Origin of the sequence: Burkholderia sp. AU17457 (assembly GCF_002223255.1) — a bacterium.
Taxonomy (GTDB): Bacteria; Pseudomonadota; Gammaproteobacteria; order Burkholderiales; family Burkholderiaceae; genus Burkholderia; species Burkholderia sola.
Genome location: NZ_NKFB01000003.1, coordinates 638,907 through 656,842 on the forward strand (window position 1 = coordinate 638,907; position 17,936 = coordinate 656,842).

24 protein-coding genes are annotated in these 17,936 nt (G+C 60.1%); 13 read left to right on the forward strand and 11 right to left on the reverse strand.

The genetic code is table 11. The annotated features are described in order from the left end of the window. The 7 genes from CFB49_RS05485 to CFB49_RS05515 all read left to right on the forward strand — a co-directional run bounded on the left by CFB49_RS05485 (position 1) and on the right by CFB49_RS05515 (position 4,426). Positions 1 to 879 carry a phage tail protein gene (locus tag CFB49_RS05485; protein WP_069232757.1) on the forward strand — a complete coding sequence of 293 codons (879 nt, stop codon included), beginning with the start codon at positions 1 to 3 and terminating at the stop codon, positions 877 to 879. Continuing rightward, positions 854 to 1,060, forward strand: a complete 207-nt coding sequence (locus CFB49_RS05490) for a tail protein X (protein ID WP_089490840.1) — start codon at positions 854 to 856, stop codon at positions 1,058 to 1,060. The genes CFB49_RS05485 and CFB49_RS05490 overlap by 26 nt, the downstream gene beginning before the upstream one ends. A 9-nt stretch (positions 1,061 to 1,069) precedes the next feature. Beyond that, positions 1,070 to 2,119, forward strand: coding sequence for a phage late control D family protein (locus CFB49_RS05495; RefSeq protein ID WP_089490841.1), 1,050 nt, complete (start codon positions 1,070 to 1,072; stop codon positions 2,117 to 2,119). 75 nt (positions 2,120 to 2,194) lie between these two features. Beyond that, entirely contained in the window at positions 2,195 to 2,479 is a 285-nt protein-coding gene (locus tag CFB49_RS05500; protein ID WP_023475464.1) for a phage holin family protein, read from the forward strand. A 2-nt stretch (positions 2,480 to 2,481) separates the two neighbouring features. Further along, positions 2,482 to 2,976, forward strand: a complete 495-nt coding sequence (locus CFB49_RS05505; protein ID WP_043887019.1) for a glycoside hydrolase family 24 protein — start codon at positions 2,482 to 2,484, stop codon at positions 2,974 to 2,976. After that, a complete protein-coding gene (locus CFB49_RS05510; protein WP_089490842.1) occupies positions 2,973 to 3,467 on the forward strand; it encodes a DUF2514 family protein in 495 nt (164 codons plus the stop codon). The genes CFB49_RS05505 and CFB49_RS05510 overlap by 4 nt, the downstream gene beginning before the upstream one ends. 170 nt (positions 3,468 to 3,637) lie before the next feature. After that, positions 3,638 to 4,426: a DNA adenine methylase gene (locus tag CFB49_RS05515; protein WP_089490843.1), complete on the forward strand. Its 789-nt coding sequence runs from the start codon at positions 3,638 to 3,640 to the stop codon at positions 4,424 to 4,426. 35 nt (positions 4,427 to 4,461) lie between these two features. On the opposite strand, the gene CFB49_RS05520 is transcribed toward CFB49_RS05515, so the two are convergent. The 6 genes from CFB49_RS05520 to CFB49_RS05545 form a co-directional block, all read right to left on the reverse strand. Next, positions 4,462 to 5,169 (reverse strand): immunity 52 family protein, encoded by a 708-nt coding sequence (locus tag CFB49_RS05520; protein WP_043887008.1) that lies wholly within the window; start codon positions 5,167 to 5,169, stop codon positions 4,462 to 4,464. Between the two features lie 2 nt (positions 5,170 to 5,171). Then, positions 5,172 to 5,762: a restriction endonuclease fold toxin 5 domain-containing protein gene (locus CFB49_RS05525; RefSeq protein ID WP_256979903.1), complete on the reverse strand. Its 591-nt coding sequence runs from the start codon at positions 5,760 to 5,762 to the stop codon at positions 5,172 to 5,174. Continuing rightward, positions 5,650 to 6,129, reverse strand: a complete 480-nt coding sequence (locus CFB49_RS36680; protein ID WP_249190256.1) for a hypothetical protein — start codon at positions 6,127 to 6,129, stop codon at positions 5,650 to 5,652. The genes CFB49_RS05525 and CFB49_RS36680 overlap by 113 nt, the downstream gene beginning before the upstream one ends. Continuing rightward, positions 6,122 to 6,625, reverse strand: a complete 504-nt coding sequence (locus CFB49_RS05535; protein ID WP_089490845.1) for a DUF4123 domain-containing protein — start codon at positions 6,623 to 6,625, stop codon at positions 6,122 to 6,124. The genes CFB49_RS36680 and CFB49_RS05535 overlap by 8 nt, the downstream gene beginning before the upstream one ends. 3 nt (positions 6,626 to 6,628) lie before the next feature. After that, positions 6,629 to 7,042 carry a PAAR domain-containing protein gene (locus CFB49_RS05540; RefSeq protein ID WP_089490846.1) on the reverse strand — a complete coding sequence of 138 codons (414 nt, stop codon included), beginning with the start codon at positions 7,040 to 7,042 and terminating at the stop codon, positions 6,629 to 6,631. A gap of 90 nt (positions 7,043 to 7,132) precedes the next feature. Continuing rightward, positions 7,133 to 7,759: a hypothetical protein gene (locus CFB49_RS05545; protein ID WP_089490847.1), complete on the reverse strand. Its 627-nt coding sequence runs from the start codon at positions 7,757 to 7,759 to the stop codon at positions 7,133 to 7,135. Between the two features lie 130 nt (positions 7,760 to 7,889). Here CFB49_RS05545 and CFB49_RS05550 point away from each other — a divergent pair, with 130 nt between their 5' ends. From CFB49_RS05550 to CFB49_RS05560, 3 genes are all read left to right on the forward strand, one after another. Then, a complete protein-coding gene (locus CFB49_RS05550) occupies positions 7,890 to 8,231 on the forward strand; it encodes a hypothetical protein (protein ID WP_143329237.1) in 342 nt (113 codons plus the stop codon). Positions 8,232 to 8,270: 39 nt separating this feature from the next. Further along, complete coding sequence (locus tag CFB49_RS05555; protein WP_089490849.1) at positions 8,271 to 8,975, forward strand: SOS response-associated peptidase family protein; 705 nt, start codon at positions 8,271 to 8,273, stop codon at positions 8,973 to 8,975. A 211-nt stretch (positions 8,976 to 9,186) separates the two neighbouring features. Next, complete coding sequence (locus CFB49_RS05560) at positions 9,187 to 11,283, forward strand: helix-turn-helix domain-containing protein (RefSeq protein WP_023475456.1); 2,097 nt, start codon at positions 9,187 to 9,189, stop codon at positions 11,281 to 11,283. A 132-nt stretch (positions 11,284 to 11,415) separates the two neighbouring features. Here CFB49_RS05560 and CFB49_RS05565 read toward each other — a convergent pair whose 3' ends face one another. Next, entirely contained in the window at positions 11,416 to 11,724 is a 309-nt protein-coding gene (locus CFB49_RS05565; RefSeq protein ID WP_043886999.1) for a hypothetical protein, read from the reverse strand. A gap of 592 nt (positions 11,725 to 12,316) precedes the next feature. Here CFB49_RS05565 and CFB49_RS05570 point away from each other — a divergent pair. Further along, on the forward strand, positions 12,317 to 13,165 hold the full coding sequence (locus CFB49_RS05570; protein ID WP_179234863.1) for a hypothetical protein: 849 nt from the start codon (positions 12,317 to 12,319) through the stop codon (positions 13,163 to 13,165). A gap of 1,051 nt (positions 13,166 to 14,216) precedes the next feature. Here the strand turns inward: CFB49_RS05570 and CFB49_RS05580 are convergent. From CFB49_RS05580 to CFB49_RS05590, 4 genes are all read right to left on the reverse strand, one after another. Further along, the gene (locus CFB49_RS05580; RefSeq protein WP_084044431.1) at positions 14,217 to 14,447 is read right to left on the reverse strand and encodes a hypothetical protein; all 231 of its coding nucleotides are present in this window, start codon (positions 14,445 to 14,447) and stop codon (positions 14,217 to 14,219) included. Position 14,448: 1 nt separating this feature from the next. Beyond that, entirely contained in the window at positions 14,449 to 14,838 is a 390-nt protein-coding gene (locus CFB49_RS35480) for a hypothetical protein (RefSeq protein WP_143329239.1), read from the reverse strand. A gap of 673 nt (positions 14,839 to 15,511) precedes the next feature. Next, positions 15,512 to 16,060: a GNAT family N-acetyltransferase gene (locus tag CFB49_RS05585; protein ID WP_089434743.1), complete on the reverse strand. Its 549-nt coding sequence runs from the start codon at positions 16,058 to 16,060 to the stop codon at positions 15,512 to 15,514. A 49-nt stretch (positions 16,061 to 16,109) separates the two neighbouring features. Continuing rightward, on the reverse strand, positions 16,110 to 16,730 hold the full coding sequence (locus tag CFB49_RS05590) for a helix-turn-helix domain-containing protein (RefSeq protein WP_089490852.1): 621 nt from the start codon (positions 16,728 to 16,730) through the stop codon (positions 16,110 to 16,112). 145 nt (positions 16,731 to 16,875) lie between these two features. Here CFB49_RS05590 and CFB49_RS05595 point away from each other — a divergent pair, with 145 nt between their 5' ends. After that, a complete protein-coding gene (locus tag CFB49_RS05595) occupies positions 16,876 to 17,112 on the forward strand; it encodes a ParD-like family protein (protein ID WP_069620538.1) in 237 nt (78 codons plus the stop codon). Further along, entirely contained in the window at positions 17,112 to 17,918 is an 807-nt protein-coding gene (map, locus tag CFB49_RS05600) for a type I methionyl aminopeptidase (RefSeq protein WP_089490853.1), read from the forward strand. The genes CFB49_RS05595 and map overlap by 1 nt, the downstream gene beginning before the upstream one ends. Positions 17,919 to 17,936 lie beyond the last annotated feature (18 nt).

Sequence of the window (17,936 nt, forward strand, 5' to 3'; positions counted from 1 at the left end):
ATGGATGTGATTCGACAAATCACGGGAGCCGCGACGCAGGCAGGCATCGCGACCGAGCGCGTGCGTCAGATGGTTCGCATATTCGATCGGAACCGTGCGGCAAGCATGGCGACGGTCGACGTGCTACAGCGTCTCGCGACCGGCAATCTCAGCAGCGCGGCCGAGCTGCTGACGGGCGCGACGAGCGCGCTGTCGGTGGCGTCGGATCTGTTTCCGCAGGTCGGCGCGGTTATGCGCAGCTTCAATGCGACGCAGGCGTCGATCGGCTCGATTCTGAAGGCCGTCGACGGATCGAATTTCCCCCTTGTGCGGGCTGCCGCCGACAGCGTGAAGTCTGCATTGGGCGGAGCGTGGAATCAGTTCAACGCGGCGGTCGGCCTGAAGGACTCGGCGGTGATGGACGTGATCAAGTCGACGGGCGTCGGCTCGATGCTGTCGGGTCTGGTCGACGGAGCGTCGTCGAGCACGCCGCACCTGATGACGATGACGACGGATGCCGGCGACGCGTTCCACTTCAATCTGTCGACGGCCGCTCACGACAAGTTGCGGCGGGCGACGCGGTATCGAGTCGCATCTCAGGAGCGCTTGAATCGTCAGGAGGCGCTGCAGCCGGTCAGTGAAGGGGGCGAGACGATCACGCTATCGGGCGTCGTGTTCCCGTCGCTGGGGGCCGGTACGAAGCAGATCAGCCGGCTGCGTGCGATCGGTGGCCGGATGAAGCCCGTGCAGCTCACGACCGGCGACGGCGAAGTGCTCGGCCGCTGGCTGTTGCAGGCGATCGAAGAGGAACAGGACGCGCTGCTCGCCGACGGCATGCCGCGCAAACAAACATTCTCAGTGGAGTTCGGCCGCTATGGCGAAGACTTTAAGAACGTCTGACGGCGACGTGCTCGACACGCTCTGCTATCGGTACTACGGGACGCTGCTGGGCACCGTCGAGGCCGTCTACGACACGAATCCGGGGCTGGCGAATCGACCGCAGCCGTTCCCGTCCGGCGTCGAGATCGTGATGCCGGATCTCGATGCGCCGCGTGTCGAGTCGATCCAGCTCTGGACATAGCGAGGGGCGATGGAAGCGATTTTTCAGGTTGTCGCGAACGGCTCGGACGTGACGAAGGTGATTCAGGACCGCGTGCTGGAGATCCGGGCGATCGACAAACCCGGTTTAGACGCAGATGAGTGCACGATCACGCTCGACGATCGTGACGGCCGCATCGAATTTCCTCCGAAGGGCGCGATGTTGAAGGTGTCGATCGGATGGGAGGGACAGGGGCTGTCGATGCTCGGCGAGTATGCCGTCGACGAGGTCGGACTGCGCGGGCCGCCGGCCAGCGTCGTGATCCGTGGCAAGCCCGCGAACATGCGCGCGACGTCGAAGACGCAGCGGTACGGGAGCTGGTCGAACGCGAAGCTGGCCGACATCGTCGGCGACGTCGCGCGTCGTAACAAGTGGTCGGCCGCGTGCGACGTCGACGTCGTCGTGCCGCGCATCGACCAGTTCGGCGAGAGCGATTTGCACTTCATCACGCGCGTGGCTCGGCAGTACGGTGCGACGGCGACGGTCAAGGCAGGCAAGCTGATCGTTCTGCCGCGCGGGGGAGGCAAAAGCGCCAGCGGCAAGCCGCTGCCGATCGTCACGCTCACGCCGGGCGATCTACTCGAGTACGACATCAACTTCCCGGATCGCGCGAGCTTCGCGGCCGTACGTACGAAGGTGCATGACCGCAAGACGGGGAAGAAGATCGACCTGACGATCCCGAATCTGGACGCCCCGCCAGGTGCGTCCGCGGTGCATACCGAGCGCCATGCGTTTGCCAGCCCGGAAGCGGCGAAGGCTGGGGCGACGTCGCGAATGGCGACGCTCAACCGGCACACGTCGACGAGCCGGCTGACGATGCGCGGCCGCGCTGATCTGTCGGCCGAGAAGACGATCGCGCTGAAGGGGTTCAAGAAGGGCGTGGACGGTGAGTTTCTGATCGAGTCGGTCGAACACACATTCGCGTCACGCGGGTGGATCACGGTCGTCACATTAAATGGAGGGAACAAGGGGAAAGCGAAGGTCGGACACGGGAAGAAGAAGGGCAAGAAGATCGATCTGGTGGTGCCGGCGCCGAAGTAACGCCGCGCACTGTTATTCGAAGGCCGCTCACGGGCAACCGGAGCGGCCTTTCTTTTTATCGGGCAAGGGGAACCGATGCAAGACCATGAAAAGACGATTCTGGAGCTGATCATCATGGGCGGTTTGATTGGCATCGCCAAGGTGTTGGTGGGTAACGAACATTTGACGCTCCGGCTCGTTGCCGGCCGTGCCGTTTTGGGGTCGGCGACGTCGATGGTGGCCGGGCTTGCGCTGCTGCAGATCCCGGATCTGCCGCCGATCGCGCTGCTCGGACTCGGTAGTGCGCTCGGCATTGTCGGGTCGCAGTACCTCGAAGTGCTGCTGCGTCGGCACGCGAAGCGTGTGTTTGGGGAGAAGTAACGATGGCTCGAATCAGTATTGCCGCCGCAGGCGGAAAGAACCGTGTGGCGTTTCTCGACACAGTCGCGGTGAGCGAGATCGGCGCGGCGTTGCTGGCGAAGTCGGACGACGGCTACAACGTGTTGGTCGGTTCGACCGCGTCGCGTCCGCTGCTGTTCTCCAGCTACGTGTCACATCCGAATGTGCTCAACCGGCAGATCCGTGTGCCGTCGACGGCGGCCGGCCGCTATCAGATCCTCACGCGCTGGTGGCGGATCTATCAGGCGCAGATGAAGCTGCCCGACTTCGGGCCGGTATCGCAGGATCGGTACGCGCTGCAGCAGTTGCGCGAGCACGGCGCATTGCCGCTGATCGATGCCGGACGGTTTCGTGAAGCCATCGCCAAGGTGTCGAACGTATGGGCCAGTTTGCCGGGGGCCGGCTACGGTCAGCATGAGAACGACATCGAGCATTTGCTGGCCGCGTATCGTGCGGCCGGCGGGGAGGTGGTCGCATGACATGGATCGATCCGCGTATCTGGCTGCTCGTCGTTGCCGGCGTCGTTGCCGGCTCGGCCTGCGGTTACTTCAAGGGACACCGTGACGCTGATCAATCCGCGAAGGTTGCGGATCAGGCGAGGCAGATCGATGACCTTCGGAACGAACGAAACGAGATTCGCCGCCGGCTGGCGGCACAAGAGGGGATCGCAACCGATGCTGCAAAGAAACGTGATCAGGCGGTCGCTGATGCCGCTACTGCCGATGCTGCTGCTGACGGCCTGCGCAAGCAGGTCGCAGTGCTCGTTGCCGACGTCCGGCGTACCAGCGCTTCGGCCGGAAGCCCGGCAGCCGGCGACGCCCTCGATCTGCTTGCCGACGTGTTCGGCCGGTCTGACGAGCGCGCGGGAGAGCTGGCGAAGATCGCTGACGAGAGGGGCATCGCCGGCCAGCAGTGCGAGCGCAGTTATGACGCGTTGATCGGCGACGCGCAATCCAATCTGCCGCAGTAGCGCGGCTATCGAGACCGGGCGGTCTCGAAAGAAACAGGGCGACCGGAGAGCGTGCGGCAACACGCTTCCCGGTCGCCTTTCCACTGTCTACGCCAGTGAATCGGCCAAGGCCCTGCTACCTACCGGTAGGCGGGCCGGATTCTACACCAAGTTTAAAATCGGCTTTCACAATGGCAAATCCCATCATTCCTTGGATCGGCGGCAAGCGCCGTCTTGCAGACCATCTCATCCCGCGTTTCCCGGCGCACGACTGCTATGTCGAAGTGTTCGCGGGCGGGGCTGCGCTGTATTTTCTCCGACCGCCGGCCAAGGTCGAAATCATCAACGACGTGAACGGCGAGCTGATCAACCTCTATCGCGTCGTGCAGCATCACCTGGAGGAGTTTGTGCGCCAGTTCAAATGGGCGCTGACGAGCCGGCAGGTATTCGAATGGCTGAAGCAGGCGATCCCGGAAACCGTGACCGATATCCAGCGTGCTGCGAGGTTCTACTACCTGCAGAAAAGTTGCTTTGGCGGGAAGCTGGAAGGGCAAACGTTCGGAACGCGAACAGAACATCCGCCGGGACTGAACCTGCTGCGGCTTGAGGAAGAGTTGTCAGCGGCCCACTTGCGGCTTGCGAACGCGTATATCGAGCGGCTGGATTGGGCTGCCTGCATTGATCGGTACGACCGCCCGCATACGCTGTTCTACCTGGACCCGCCGTATTACGAGACGGAAGGCTATGGCGTGGCGTTTGCATTCGGCGAGTACGAGAAGATGGCGCAGCGTCTGCGGTCGATCAAAGGGCGCGCGATCGTGAGCCTCAATGACCATCCCGACATTCGGCGCGTGTTCGACGGCTTTCACATCGAGACCGTGCCGATTCAATACACAGTCGGCGGTGGGAGGGGCGTCGAGCGAAACGAGCTGATCATTTTCAGTTGGGACGACGCGGCGCAGCCCGTCGGACTGTTCTAGGACAGGCGGTCTGTGGGGCAGGCGCCCCACTTTCCTCAGATACCCGCGTAGTTCGGCACTAGATCCTGATCAACGAGGCGGATCTCGATTCGATTTGCGACTTCGACGTGCTCGGGATTCTCGATGGAGAACGGGCCGTCGATCACACTGACGATGATGGTGCCGGTTTGCTTTCCGGAAGAGGGGACCGGGATGAGGCCGCGTGCTTCCGGCACCTGTTGTTGCGTGATGATCTTCGGTAAGTACAGCATCCAGCCGACGCCGGGCTTGTCGTCGAAGACCTGCTTGTCGACGTAACCTTGAGGCTCGACTGTTACGTATGCCGGCGCGGTGTGCTGGACAATAGATTCGACGATCGCAATGGCTTGTTCTTCCGAAAGCAATCGTTCGTCATTGAAGTCCGCTTCGATTTTCTTCGGGCGCTCTTTCGTTGCGACGAGATACGTCAATGTTGCGCCAGTCCGTTGGTCATCGCCGCCATCCCACAGTGAAATAATCTGCGGCCGATGTTCCGCGCCTTCGAACTCGGTACGCAACACTGCCAGCGCAGCGGCAGTCGGCTTCCAGTCCTCAAATGCAGGATATAGACGGGCTTCCTCTTTCGACTCGCCTGTCAGGAACCATTGGGAGAGCTGCGGCGCGTGAGCGTGTATTGCCTGCGCGACCGACCCGAGCTGTTCAAAGACGACGGGCAGGTCGGATGCATCATGCTGCGGATCTCTGAAGCGGGAGGTGATTTTCATATTCAACCAGTGACAACGTAGGGAATCCCGTTTTCTGCGAGAGTTGTGCGGAAGTAGGACATCGTTAGCGGAGTCTGAAAATAGTACTGGAGTTTGGTCGGCGGGTTGGCATGGACCTTCATTGCTCGCTCTTCGATTTCCACCGTGATTTTAGAAAACCCCTTGAACCACGTGACGGGCTTCTTCGTCTCGCGGTCGAAGAATTGGTCATAGTCCCCCTTCGCTTCCTGCAGGAGGCATGCCGGTTGTTGGAATCCATCAAAGTCGGTGCCGTTCCATGCCCATTCCTCGCTCCATCCTTCCTCGACGCTGTATGGCCGTCCCGTGATTCTTCCTTGATACTCACGAGGCCCGCGATTCATGTGGTAACGGCGTCGGGCCGGAGCACCGCCCAATTCAGGCGGGCATTGCTGGCATTTTTCACCAGTACGAGGCACTGCGCGGACGTCTGGCGTCGCCTTGCTTTCGTCCTTCGGCGTGTCACCCGACAGACTCCCCGTTCCCGCCACTGCTGCCCCGCCCAACAAGGCGACGCCAGCGCGTGCCAATAGCGGCCCAAGCTCCACTGCTGCCGCTTCGATTACCGGTGCCACGAACCCCGCCATCTATTGATCTCCTATCGTATTCCGGATGTTCGATGCGCCACTTGATGACGCGGAAATAGTCGTGAAAGCGTTCGTCGGCAGATCGGCCGGGCCGGGTTATCCATGCGCGCGTGGCCGGCTTTTCGTAAAACTTCGGAGCGTATGCCTCGATTCGAAGGAACGCTGCCATGTTCTCGTCGGACTGAATACCCAACCGTCGAGCAGCAACGTATGCGTTCCATAGACGCGTTGACAGAGTGCTGTCGTCGGCAAGTTTGGGATCGGCTTTGACGAGATCCTGCCTAACGCGCTCGACGTATCCGCGCGCGTCGATCTCGGCAAGGCCCGCGACCTGTTCGCTTGTCAGCTCAAGCATGCGGGTGTACTCCCCTGAGTTTTCCATTCACTTCGACGAGCCAGTCGAATGTCGGCACGAAGAATTGCATGCGCTGCGTGAATTCCATCAGCGACGCCATGTCGGTCATGATGCGGGCATCGTAGAAGCGGAGGAGGGCGGTGTGTCCATCCGGCAAGCGTACGTCGAGGCGGCTGCGCAGCTCGTCAGCGAGTGATTCGATCGGATATGCGCTGATCAGCCAAGACACGCCGGTGGAGCTGCTGGCCATTGTGGAGAGCGTTCGCCGGATGTTGCCAGCCGCAGCCTCGTACGCGAAAAGCCACGGCCCAGCGTCTGCGAGTGACGCGTCCTGCGTGCCGTCGAATACCGCTATGGCCGACTGCGATCGTTGGGGCGATGAACCGCCGGCCGCATCAGCGTAGAGAAGGCCGTCGACAAGCGCGTACAGATGCACCTGCATGGTCAACTGCTGTTGACGCCTGAAGAAGAAAGCCTCGATCGAATTTTCGGTCATAGACTACCCGCGCGCGATCATCGTCGCGGCATTCTCGGCCGCAGCTTTCAGGCATTCGAGACAGAGCGTCGGCGAGGGAGCGAGCGCAGCGGCAGTCGTTGCGATGGCGGCACTTGCGCCTCCAGTCGTCGCTGTGCCCGATCCGACGTCGTCGAACGTTGCTGACGACTGCGATGCGATCAGCGTCGCGCCGCACGCGGTTTTCATACCCTCGACGGCGGTTTCTCGTCCGTCGAACGTGTGCGAGTATTGCCGTCCGGTGGGAAGGATCGGAAAGATCCCCTTGCACTGCGGGCAAAGTACCTTGTGTCCGACGCCGGCAATGGGCTTTCCCTCAATTGTCGCGGTCGCGCTGCCCTCCAGCACGCGGCCGCCATGCGTCGTCGTGTCGCCGACGCAGATCATGGCTCGGGCCATATGTTCTCTCGTAGGTGTGGTTTTCGTATGAATTTACCATTTCCGGGAGAACGTCTGATGATTGGCTAGATCGCCCTCAATCAACTACGGTCAATCGAAGCGAGCGCCGTCGATCATGCGCCGGAGCTGGTCGAGCGCGAACGAATCGGGATAGCCGTTCTTCTTCAGCTCCAGTTCGGCCGCGCAGACCATTTTCTCCATGAGCCGCAGTGTTCGGCGGACGTGCACAACTTCCAGCACGAAACGCTGTTCGAGAGTCGGCAGCTTGTTTTTCTTGAACGGGGTCGCGCTCCACGCATCGCGTAGCTCGGCCCATGTCAGCCGCTGAAACTCTGGCAGCTTTGTCGCCTTGTCGGAACCCGGATCTGGCTCACCTGGCGTGTCGTACAGTCTGCGCCTCATCTCTTCGCGTGCACGCCACTCGTCAGAGAACGGCGCGACCGGCGCACGTGCGTTGCCTATTCGGCCGGCCCGCGTAATCTCTTTGTCGATCTTGATCGACAAGCGCCGCAGCGGAGCCGCGTACTTCAACGTGTCCGCTTGTTCTAGGTACGCGATCATGCGCTTGGCATCGTCTGTGAGCGAATCCATTTCCCTCAGCGTAATCCGCAGGTGCAGCACCTCCAGAATCAGGCGATGAACCTCGGCGTAGGTACACGTGTTCCACCATTTCGACAACTCGTCGAAGCGCGGCGGACTAAATGGGGGCAATATCATGATGCGGGGATGACACTGTATGGATATACAGTTTATCTTGTGCCAAGATGGTGCCGTCAAGTCTCAAAAATAGGGATCGAGGAGTGGCGCAGTAAGATCTGAAGAGGGAGGCCACCGGACGGAGGGTGATATGTTCCGACCCATGACAGCCGTGCAATCGGCATTCGTCGACATGTGTATTGCAGATGCCAAATACCATATCCTGAGCCTCATGGAAGTCACGGTCATAGGGTACGAAGCGCGGTGCTGCAACGATCTAGGCGGGAATATCGTCGTGGGGAAATATGGCTTCTGCGAGCATCAGGTGACGCTCGGCCGAGAATTGTTCCCCGACGCGCCGGGCCAGCCCGAAGGCTCCGGGTTCGATGAGGTCTATTACGACATCATCTGCACCGCGCTGGACGAGTGGTTGAGCGGCCCCGTTATACCGCTGGACCAGATTCGATCGCCTCCGGAGTTGGGTTACGACTAGCCGGATACGTGTATCTCGGACAACCAGAGGACGTGAACTGTGTGCACCAACTATGTCGCGCCGGGCGAAGATCCGGGCCTGAGTGAGCTGAAGATTGACAGCTTCCGTGACCTGTACCGGTGGACGCCGTGGAAGCCGGAGATTTACCAAGACTACGACGCCCCGATCGTTGGATATGTCGACGGGCAGTTCAAGCCGTTGATCGCGAGCTTCGGCTTCGTGCCGCGCGCGGTCCAGAAGGAGCGAATTGAAGCGGCAAAGGCGGCCGGCAAGAAGCCCGACATCATGCGTACACTGATGAACGTGCGTGATGACAACGTCGGGAAGTCGCGGCTATTCGCTCCAACATGGCGAGCCGGGGGCCGCTGCCTGATCCCGGCCAAATACGTCGTCGAGCCGTCGTATCCGGAGGCGTATGAAGGCGAGGATGGCAAATGGGTGCTCGGGCCATGCGTGTGGCAGCGCATCAGCGTGATCGATCGCCCCACCATGTGCGTCGCCGGTATCTGGCAAACGCTGCGTCGCCGGGATGGCGCGGAGCTCAATGCGATGGCGATGCTTACGGTCAACGCTGACGGACACCCCTTGATGTCGCGAATGCACAAGCCTTTCGACGAGAAGCGCTCGGTCGTGATCCTGCGACCGGACGACTGGGAGGAGTGGCTGACGACGCCGAACATTGAGGCAGCGCGAGCGATGTTGCAACTCTATCCGGCGGACGAAATGTTCGCAGAACCAAAGTAACTTGTAATTGCTGAGCCGCCGGAGATTCGTGGAGCGCGCCCGTCCCTTGACGGGACAGGGCATGTGACTGGATGGTAAGTACCGTTCGTTCGGTTGAGCTACCACATTCGTTTATTATTGTGTGCTATAGCGCTTACGCGCCTGAAGCGCATGTTCGAATACTTCGGGTGCCAATCAAAAGACAGCATCGCACCTCCGGCTACACTAATCCGTGAAAACCGAATTCCGAATATATATCCCGCGATCTCTGGCGCCCGATCTCGCGGCTCGCGCACGCATTCGCCGTGAGGCATTGGGAAAGTCGGTGTCGGAAATGGCGGCGCTTGTCGATGTTACGCCGCCGACGATTGCTCGATGGGAATCGGGTGATTTGCCTGCCAGCATGACGCCGATTCGAATCGAGGCATGGGAAGCTGCGCTGCAAGTACCCGTCGGATGGCTCCTGTCACCGGATGGAAAGCTCGTCTCTGACATTGTTTTTGCAGAGTCCGATCGCGTCTCCATTACGGCATCAGTTCAATCTGACCGAGTGTTCATTCCGACGGACGCTAGCCATGCATTGGGTTTACGTGCGCACGCACGTCGGCGCAAGCTTGGGCTGACGCGGGCGCAAGTTGGCGAGGCGGCCGGCATATCCATACAAACTTTGCTCAAGTGGGAAAAAGGAGAGCTTCCCCGTACGATTCACATCGACCGCCTGCACGCATGGGAGACGGCTCTCGCGCTACCTGCTGGATGGCTCCTTGCGCCCGGCGGCGAAGAGCCGATGATTCCTGCGAGCAACCGACAACGGGTGACTATTGTTGCCGATACCATAAGCGATGCGATCCGCCAAGTTGCGATCTGCCTTGCTACGCGAGGACGGAATCTCGCCTTTCCCGATCGGCAGATAGGCTCGGGCGCACAGCGCGATGCGGATCTTTTTGCATGTCGCTATGGCGTAAGCGGTGCAGAAGGCAATACGCTAAACGAACTTGCTGCTCCGCTCGGAATCACCAGAGAGCGCGTGCGTCAGATTATCGAGAAATTGATCGAGAAATCTTCGCAGTTTGAATTTGATATTCCGGTGCTCGACGCCTTGGTACTTCAGTGCACCCCTCATTTGCCCTGTCCAGTGTCCTTGCTGAATAGCCAACTGCGTACTCAACTGGGCGAATATCTGACGCTGGAGGGCGCAAGCGCTTTTGCCAATGACCTGCTTGGAAAACGCATCGTTCGAATAAGCGAGCCGATTGCTCAACCCGGCGGATTGCGCGTCGATTTATGGGCGTATGGTCTGAGCGAGGATGACGTCACACTTGCCGACGACGTCAAGGCGGTGCGTAGCGTTGCATATGCGATGATCCGCTCCTGCGGCGTGGCTCACCTTCCTACGGTTGCTGGCACCGCGTTACTCGCGCATGGACGCGACTATACGAGTGTCACCAATATGCTGGAGTCGGTAGAGGGCTTTGAGTGGCTTGATGCTGACAGGTCTTGGTTCTGGTTTGGGTCGGAGAAACCCAGCCACAATATTATTCTGAGCGTCGCCCGGAAGATCTTCGCTGTCGCGCGCGGACGAGTCGACATCGATGACCTGCTGGCCGCGATCATGCGATTCCGGAGCCGCACAGCGACGGTGGAGTTCGATCGTGATCGCACGCTCATGCTCATTCCGCCGATCCATATAGCGCGTGCAGTTCTCGAGCGAGTTACGTGGCTTCATGTTGTCCAGCATGACGATTATCGGGCAAACACTACGCTGAGCCCCGCCGTGGAACTATCGGAGACAGAGTTGCGCTTAGTTGCAGCGTTGGAGGCGAGGGACGGCGTGGCCAGTCGTTTTGAGCTGAGATCGGCGCTTCCCGATATCAAGTTGATTACGTTCTCGGCGGCCCTTATGACGACTCCGGTTGTACGCCTGGTCAGCCACGGCATTTACGCCATCATAGGAAGACCCGTCTCCCCAACCGCTTTTACACGCGCTACGTCGCCACGTGAGGGAGCGCCCAACCGGATTGAAGTACGTCGTCACTCCGACGGAAGCGTGAGCTTTCCTTACGTCGTTACCGAGTTCGCCGTAGAGAGTAAGGTTTGTGTCATACCGGCGGCCGCTGTACCGCACGTTCCTGAGGGCCAATATAGCGTGCGAGATTCTACGTCGACCGTTGACTGCGTCAATCGCTCGTCGGGAGCGACAGTCCTTAATCGTCTGGTACAAGCGATGCTTACGCAAGGGTACGACTCTGGTGACGTCGTACGCATCATGATCCATCCGGGATGCCGAATTATCGAACTAGCGCCAGATGACGGGACGATGGTGGCATAGGTACTTTTTGGGTGCGCACCGCTCCGAATGACCGCTTTAATTCGTTTAGCCGGTGGCGAGTCGGCTGCTGCCTCTTCAACGGTTTGGTTTGGGTGCGGTAGCCGGCGGCGAAGCTGCCGTTGCACCTCCTGATTACGGGCAGCCTGGTCGTCCAAGTGCAAGCAGTAGGGGAGTGATGTGCTCCATGAGCTGGCCGAGGTACCGGTCTCGGGCCGTCGGCTCGGTCGACAGTATCCGGGCAACCTGCTCGATCTGGTTCTCGATCTCCCGTAGGACTGTCTGCGGATCTCTGTGGGCGACGCACAGCCCCTCCAGTACCATTTGATATGCGTCGAGGCAATGCATCAATCTGACCACCTCCTCAGAGACAATTTCCAGTTCGTCGCTCAGCGATATCGCGAAGCGTCTCAGATCGGCGACGTCGTTTGATCCTTTGCTCATTGGACTCTCCACCCGCTGGAAAGACACCGGGTGCGAACCATCATCTCATTGGTCGTCGCGTGGGCCAACCTAGTTACTTTGGGAGGAGCGACCGCTGGCGGACCCATCCGAGTCTCGAATCAGTGCCAGTATTGACGCTTAGAAGCACAAAAGCCCGCTACGAGCGGGCTTTTTCAAGTGCTACAAATTTGCTACATCAAGGGGCGGAAGCCTTGCTGGACAAGCCTTGCGCTTGTCATTCCATCCCCTGAACTACTGGTTGGATTTTGGGGCCTCGCGTGCGAGCCAGTCTGTCTGCGAAGCGCTTGACAGAGCGAGGCAATCGCATCGGGCGAGAGGATCGTCATGGAGCAGGCGAAAAGTTACTTTTGGGGGCTCGCGTCGGCCCAGATCTTCTCTCGCGAAGTTCGCAGTTCAGCCAAGAACCGCCATTGAAAGATAGAATTTGCGCAGCCGTACTATTTCGTTTGCGGACATTCGTGCTGAACGTTAGATGGCCGCTGCAGGGGCGAGTGGGCGACTTCCCCCACATCGGCACGAGCAACCTTTCCGCTAAACTCTGCGGACTAACATCTCACAACGAGGGACGCACATGGCAGGGGTCCACAAGATTACACCGTCAAACCCGCGACTCTCGTCGCCGCTCGCCTTGGTCAACCAGATGATCGTGGATATGTCGCGTCAACGCTTGTTGCTTGTGCGCGCGACAGTCGGGATATTGCTTGTCGCCAGCGTATTTTCAGGGTGTGCGCCCCTATCGGCGTCTGCGCCGACGGATCCTCAACAACGATTTGCCGCAGAGCAGCGGAATGCGAATGCGTTGTATAGCCAGAAAGTGTTGGCATATAAGCCGATGTTTGAGAATCCTGGCGGCTATGGTCGAGCGCAGATCCTGGAAGCGTACGAGGCAGTGCTGCAGCAGTACTCCGTCGCAGCAATCGCTTATGCCCGCACCATTTATCCCGAGGCTCGACAGACGCTTCCACCTTCCCTGCAGCCATTGCCGACGCCGTCGGGGCCGGTCACGCTGGCGGTCGTCAATCGCGACTACGAACATGTGCTCGGAATGGACGCTGCTTTGTGGGAGATGAATATGGCGGCAAAATTTGGCCGACCATCCAAGTTGCCGATACCGAAATACACCGGCCCTGTGCTCATCATGCCGCCTGCGCCACCGTTACCGCCCCTGCAGGATGTTCGCGATCCAAAGTTCGCGCGGCTCGTGACCATGACGAAGAAACTCGACGATGCGCAGAAGGCTGATCTGGCACAAGAGCAAGCTGCGATCGAGCAACAGTATGCCGACCAAGCCGCGTGGAGGGCTCGGCACCCCACGGGGCAGTATGACCACATCGATCCGAGGACCGGACTACCATATGCGCCTCCGCAACAGGAGACGCAGCGATGGTGCATGATGGGCGGTGGCCGGGTGCCTTGCTGAAACATATCTGTCGGCGGTGTGCGTTTCCTAAATCGACTATTTCGTTGATCTGGAGAATTCGCTGGAAGTAGACGTCCCGGTCTAGGGCTGCGCCAATCATTCGCAAAGTGGCTAATTTGGGTGGTTAATCAACGTAGATCATTGAATTTGCACGTTTCGCCACGGCCTGCAAAGCCGTTTAGGCCGGTTCGACTCCGGCTCGCGCCTCCAAGTAGAACGAGACAAAGCCCTGATTCGTCAGGGCTTTTCTTTTTTCTGCGTCGCTTTCATTCTCGTCAGTCAATCACCCCGAGCAGTACAAAGCTGCCTCGAACCATTCAAGAGGCGCGCGTAACCACACCTGCGGGCGCAACATTGGCTCGGGCATGGTCCAGCAACGGGCACCGTTCCTTAACGCATCGGGTTTCAGCGTTACTGGGCGGACGTAGTGACGCCGGTCGTCGCGTTACCCGAGCCGACGTCGTCGAGAACGTCGCGGACGACCAGGCGGCGGTCGCGCTGCGCTCCAACTTCGGGCGCACATGCGGAGTTCCGGCACGAGGGGTTGTTCGAGCGTCATTTCTTGGAGGTGACTGCGCTTCGGCCGTCGCGCAACTCGTCCCATGCCGAGCGTTGGCAGAACTCGGCCAACCCGTCCGGAGGTCTTTCTATGGCAGGACTCGACCGTGCGACCGTAATATCGGAAGACGCTAAAAGATCCCTGCCACAACGAGGGCAGTGGCAGGGGGCTGCGAACGCACCGTTTAGGCACGAGATAAAGGCGCGCCACAAATATAAAAGCAGTCGTTGGGATGTTAAATAATTACGCCATTCTTCCTGCTATTGCATCGTCCGGGCAGGCAGCCTGATTTCGACGGCGATTGACCATCGATCTCGTCGCGATGGATCGCTACGTGCCAATCGACGTAGGCGGTATCGACGGAAAATCTCCGGAAAACCAGGGCCGGTCACAGGAAGATTCCCGTGCCGTTCGGTTCAGTCCGGCGAAAATGCCGGCATCGTTGAAATCCGTGCAATCACGCCTGAAGTCGCCCCTCGATACCGGGGCCCGTCAATCGTTCACGTTCTCGCAGCTCTTCGGGCCTTCGCCCCAGCTCTTTCCACCCCCGTTCGTGCACTGGCGTTTGGTATATTGCTCGGGCAACTGACCTTTCGGCAGCTTTCCGTCGGCAGGGCAATTGTGATGGTAATAGCAAAAGGATTTTTCGGCGGCGCTGGCTTCGCCGTTGAACACAAGGCAGGCCATCAAGGTCGGGAAGAGAATCTTGGCAATGGTTCGCATGTCAATTGTCCGGATCGGAAAATTTTGAGTAACAAGATAGCGCCGTAACGGCGCCTATCTCTCGCATAAGGAGGGCGCGTAGCCGTTTAGTTGCCCTGTTTTCGGTGGCCACTTGCTGGCCATGTTTGTGTTTTGCCACACTCGGTCCATGGATGGCTTGATTTTTTACATAAGCGCCTCCGCGATCCGCGATTGACGGTCCGATACTCTTTGGCAGACAAAATGCGCGGCATCCGAGATTCGGGCTGTATATTTTTAGCAAGTGTCCAGCGCTCGTGCCCGGCAAATGTTTTTCGTCAGCAATAGGTCTTTCCACCCCTGTTGGCGGCCGTCTGGGGTTCTGGTGAAATTTCTCGATAATTTTAAAAAGTGGTGCCGTAATGATCTTCATGTGGCGGGCAATAATCGTGCATCCCCGTCAGATCATATTAGGAAATTTCCTTAAATAAGGTATGGCAACCTCTCTATCGTTTACCCCTAGGCATCGATTTCCCGATTTTTTATATCCAATTAAATTGAATGTTTCTCTCTTGGGAGTGGAGATTATTTTTGTCAGCACTGATTGTTGTGGTTTCGGCTTTGAACTCAGGTGCCGATCACGATATCTGCATCAGACGTACTTGCATGAACGACCTCTGTTGCGCATTTAAAGACCGTGGCCGCAGTAAATGCTAACCGCCGCATCTTGCGTCGATTATATTTCCACGTAAAAGAGGGCGACAATCAAGGTGGATGCTCGTTAAATAAAAATACGGCTGCCGTTGCCGCTCTGCTGAAAATTGCCCGTGCCGCTCGCGTTGTTACACAGTGCGTCGAGAGACTGGTGAGGGGAGGCCGTTTCTTGGCAAAGAGATGCGGATAGGTGGGCGTAGGTCGTGGCGTCGATTTATGCGCCGACCCGGGGGAAGTTATTTGGGTAACCCGGGTTGCCCAGCGGCCCTGACGAGCAGGCGAGCAGTTCGTCTTCCTGCCGGGATGAGGTGTTTGTGGCACGCTTGTGCGCTATACGTCTCAATGTCGCTTGGTGGCCGTCGCGCACGGAGCATGCGACGGCCGCAAGGCAATTACCCATCCACCGGCTGCACCGGTGTGTCGAGCTTCAATTGATAGAACGCCGCATCGAGCCAGCGGCCGAACTTGAATCCCGCCTCCGCGATCGTGCCCGAGTGCCTGAACCCCAATTTCGTATGCAGTGCGATGCTGCCGGCGTTGGTCGCGTCGATGCAGCCGACCAGCACGTGGACCTGTGCTTCGCGCGCACGCCGCACCACTTCGCGCAGCAGCAGTTCGCCGAGCCCGCGACCGCGCTGATCCTTGCGCACGTAGACGCTGTGTTCGACCGTGTACTTGAACGCCGGAAACGCGCGGAACGTACCCCAGCTCGCGAAACCGAGCAGCGTGCCCGCTGCGTCGACGGCGCCGATGACCGGAAAGCCGCCTGCGCGCTTCGTCGCGAACCACGCGACCATCGCCTCTGGCGGGCGCGGCCGGTAGTCGTACAGCGCGGTCGAGTTCACGATCGCGTCGTTCAGGATCTCGAGAATGGCCGCCGCGTGTTCGGCCTCGCTGCAATCGATCAGGCGCACGCCGTCGCGCTGTGTCGGGGAATTCATACGGGTTCCTTCCTGTTTGGCTAAACCGGTTGTGCACACGACGCGTGCATTACGCGCTGCGCATGCCGGCGGCGGATGCATCGCAAATCGCGACGACATAGCGCGCGGCATGCGGCGACGGATTGCTGAAGATCAGCGGCTGGTCGAGCCGCATGGCCAGGCAGTCGCCTTCGCGAAGCTCGTGAAGCGTATCGCCGAACGTGACGTCGACGCGGCCGCTGATGATCCACACCTGCTGATGCAGCGCGCTTTCGCGCCCGCCGCTGTCGTACGCGACGCGCGCGCCGGGCGGGAAATCGACCTCGACGAGCTGGATCGGCGACGGCCAGCCGGCCGGCGACAGATTGCGTCGCACATAGCCGGACGCCGGATCGCGCCATTCGGCCTGCTGCGCGCGCCGTGCGAGCGGCTGGGCGGGCGCGTCGTCCCGGTCGCCACCGAACAGCCCGGCCAGCGACACGCCGAGGCCGGCCGCGAGCTTGTCGAGCACGACGGCCGTCGGGCTGGCCGACGCGCGTTCGATGAGCGAGATCATCGAACGGCTGACGCCGGAACGCGCGGCCAGCGCGTCGAGCGTGTAGCCTCGGACGGTGCGCAGATCGCGCACGCGCCGGGCAATGCGCTCGTTGATGCCGGTATCGTCGGCGGGGGTGATCGATGATTCTTTCATGATGGATTGATTTTCCAGCAAACTGGAATTTGATGTCAACGGCATTTCCGACCACGGGGGAGTGGCGACGGGCGCGAACGGCTTGCCCGGTCGTCGTGCACGGCGTAATATACGAAACAGCTACGTTTCGTTTAATTGGGGATATATGGGCATCATCAAGATTTCCGAGCACATGCACGAGCGGCTGCGCTCGACGAGCACGGCGCTGAGCCGTTCGATCAATGCGCAGGCCGAACATTGGCTGCGCGTCGGGATGCTGGCGGAACTCAATCCGGCACTCTCCTACGGCGACATCTGCAAGATGTTGATCGAGGCCGAGGCGCGGGGCGCCGACGTGGGGCCGGCCGAGACGGTCGCGCAAAGCCTCGAGCAGGTGGCGTAATGGCGAAACGCGAAATTCCGATCCGCGGTGCCGCGGAAATCGCCAAGTCGCGCGAAGCCGCGAAGCTCGCGTCGCAGGTGCTGACGATGATCACCGAGTACGTGAAGCCGGGCGTCACCACCGACGAACTGGATGCGCGCTGCCGCGAATACATCGTCGACGAGTTGGGCGCGATTCCCGCGAACATCGGCTACCACGGCTATCCGAAGACGCTGTGCACGTCGGTGAACCACGTGGTCTGTCACGGCATTCCGACGTCGCGGCCGATGCGTGACGGCGATATCGTGAACCTCGACATCGCGGTGATCAAGGACGGCTGGTTCGGCGATACGAGCCGCATGTATTTCGTCGGCGAACCGAACGAACTCGCGCGGCGGCTCGTCGCGGCGACCTACGAGGCGATGCATGCCGGCATCCGCGCGGTGCGTCCCGGCGCGACGCTTGGCGACGTCGGCTATGCGATCCAGCAGGTTGCCCATCGCGAAGGGTTCAGCGTGGTGCGCGAGTATTGCGGGCACGGCATCGGCGATGTCTATCACGACGAGCCGCAGGTGCTGCATTACGGTCGCCCGGGTACCGGCCTGCCGTTGCGGCCGGGGATGATCTTCACGATCGAGCCGATGCTGAACGCGGGCAAGCGCGACACGCGCGTGCTGGCCGATGGCTGGACGGTCGTCACGACGGACCATTCGCTGTCCGCGCAATGGGAGCACATGGTCGTGGTGACGGAAACGGGCTTCGAGGTGTTGACCGAGGACGCGAAGCCGCAGGCGTGCGCGGCGCTTTCCGGCACGCACGCGGCCTGACGGATGCCGTGCGCCGCA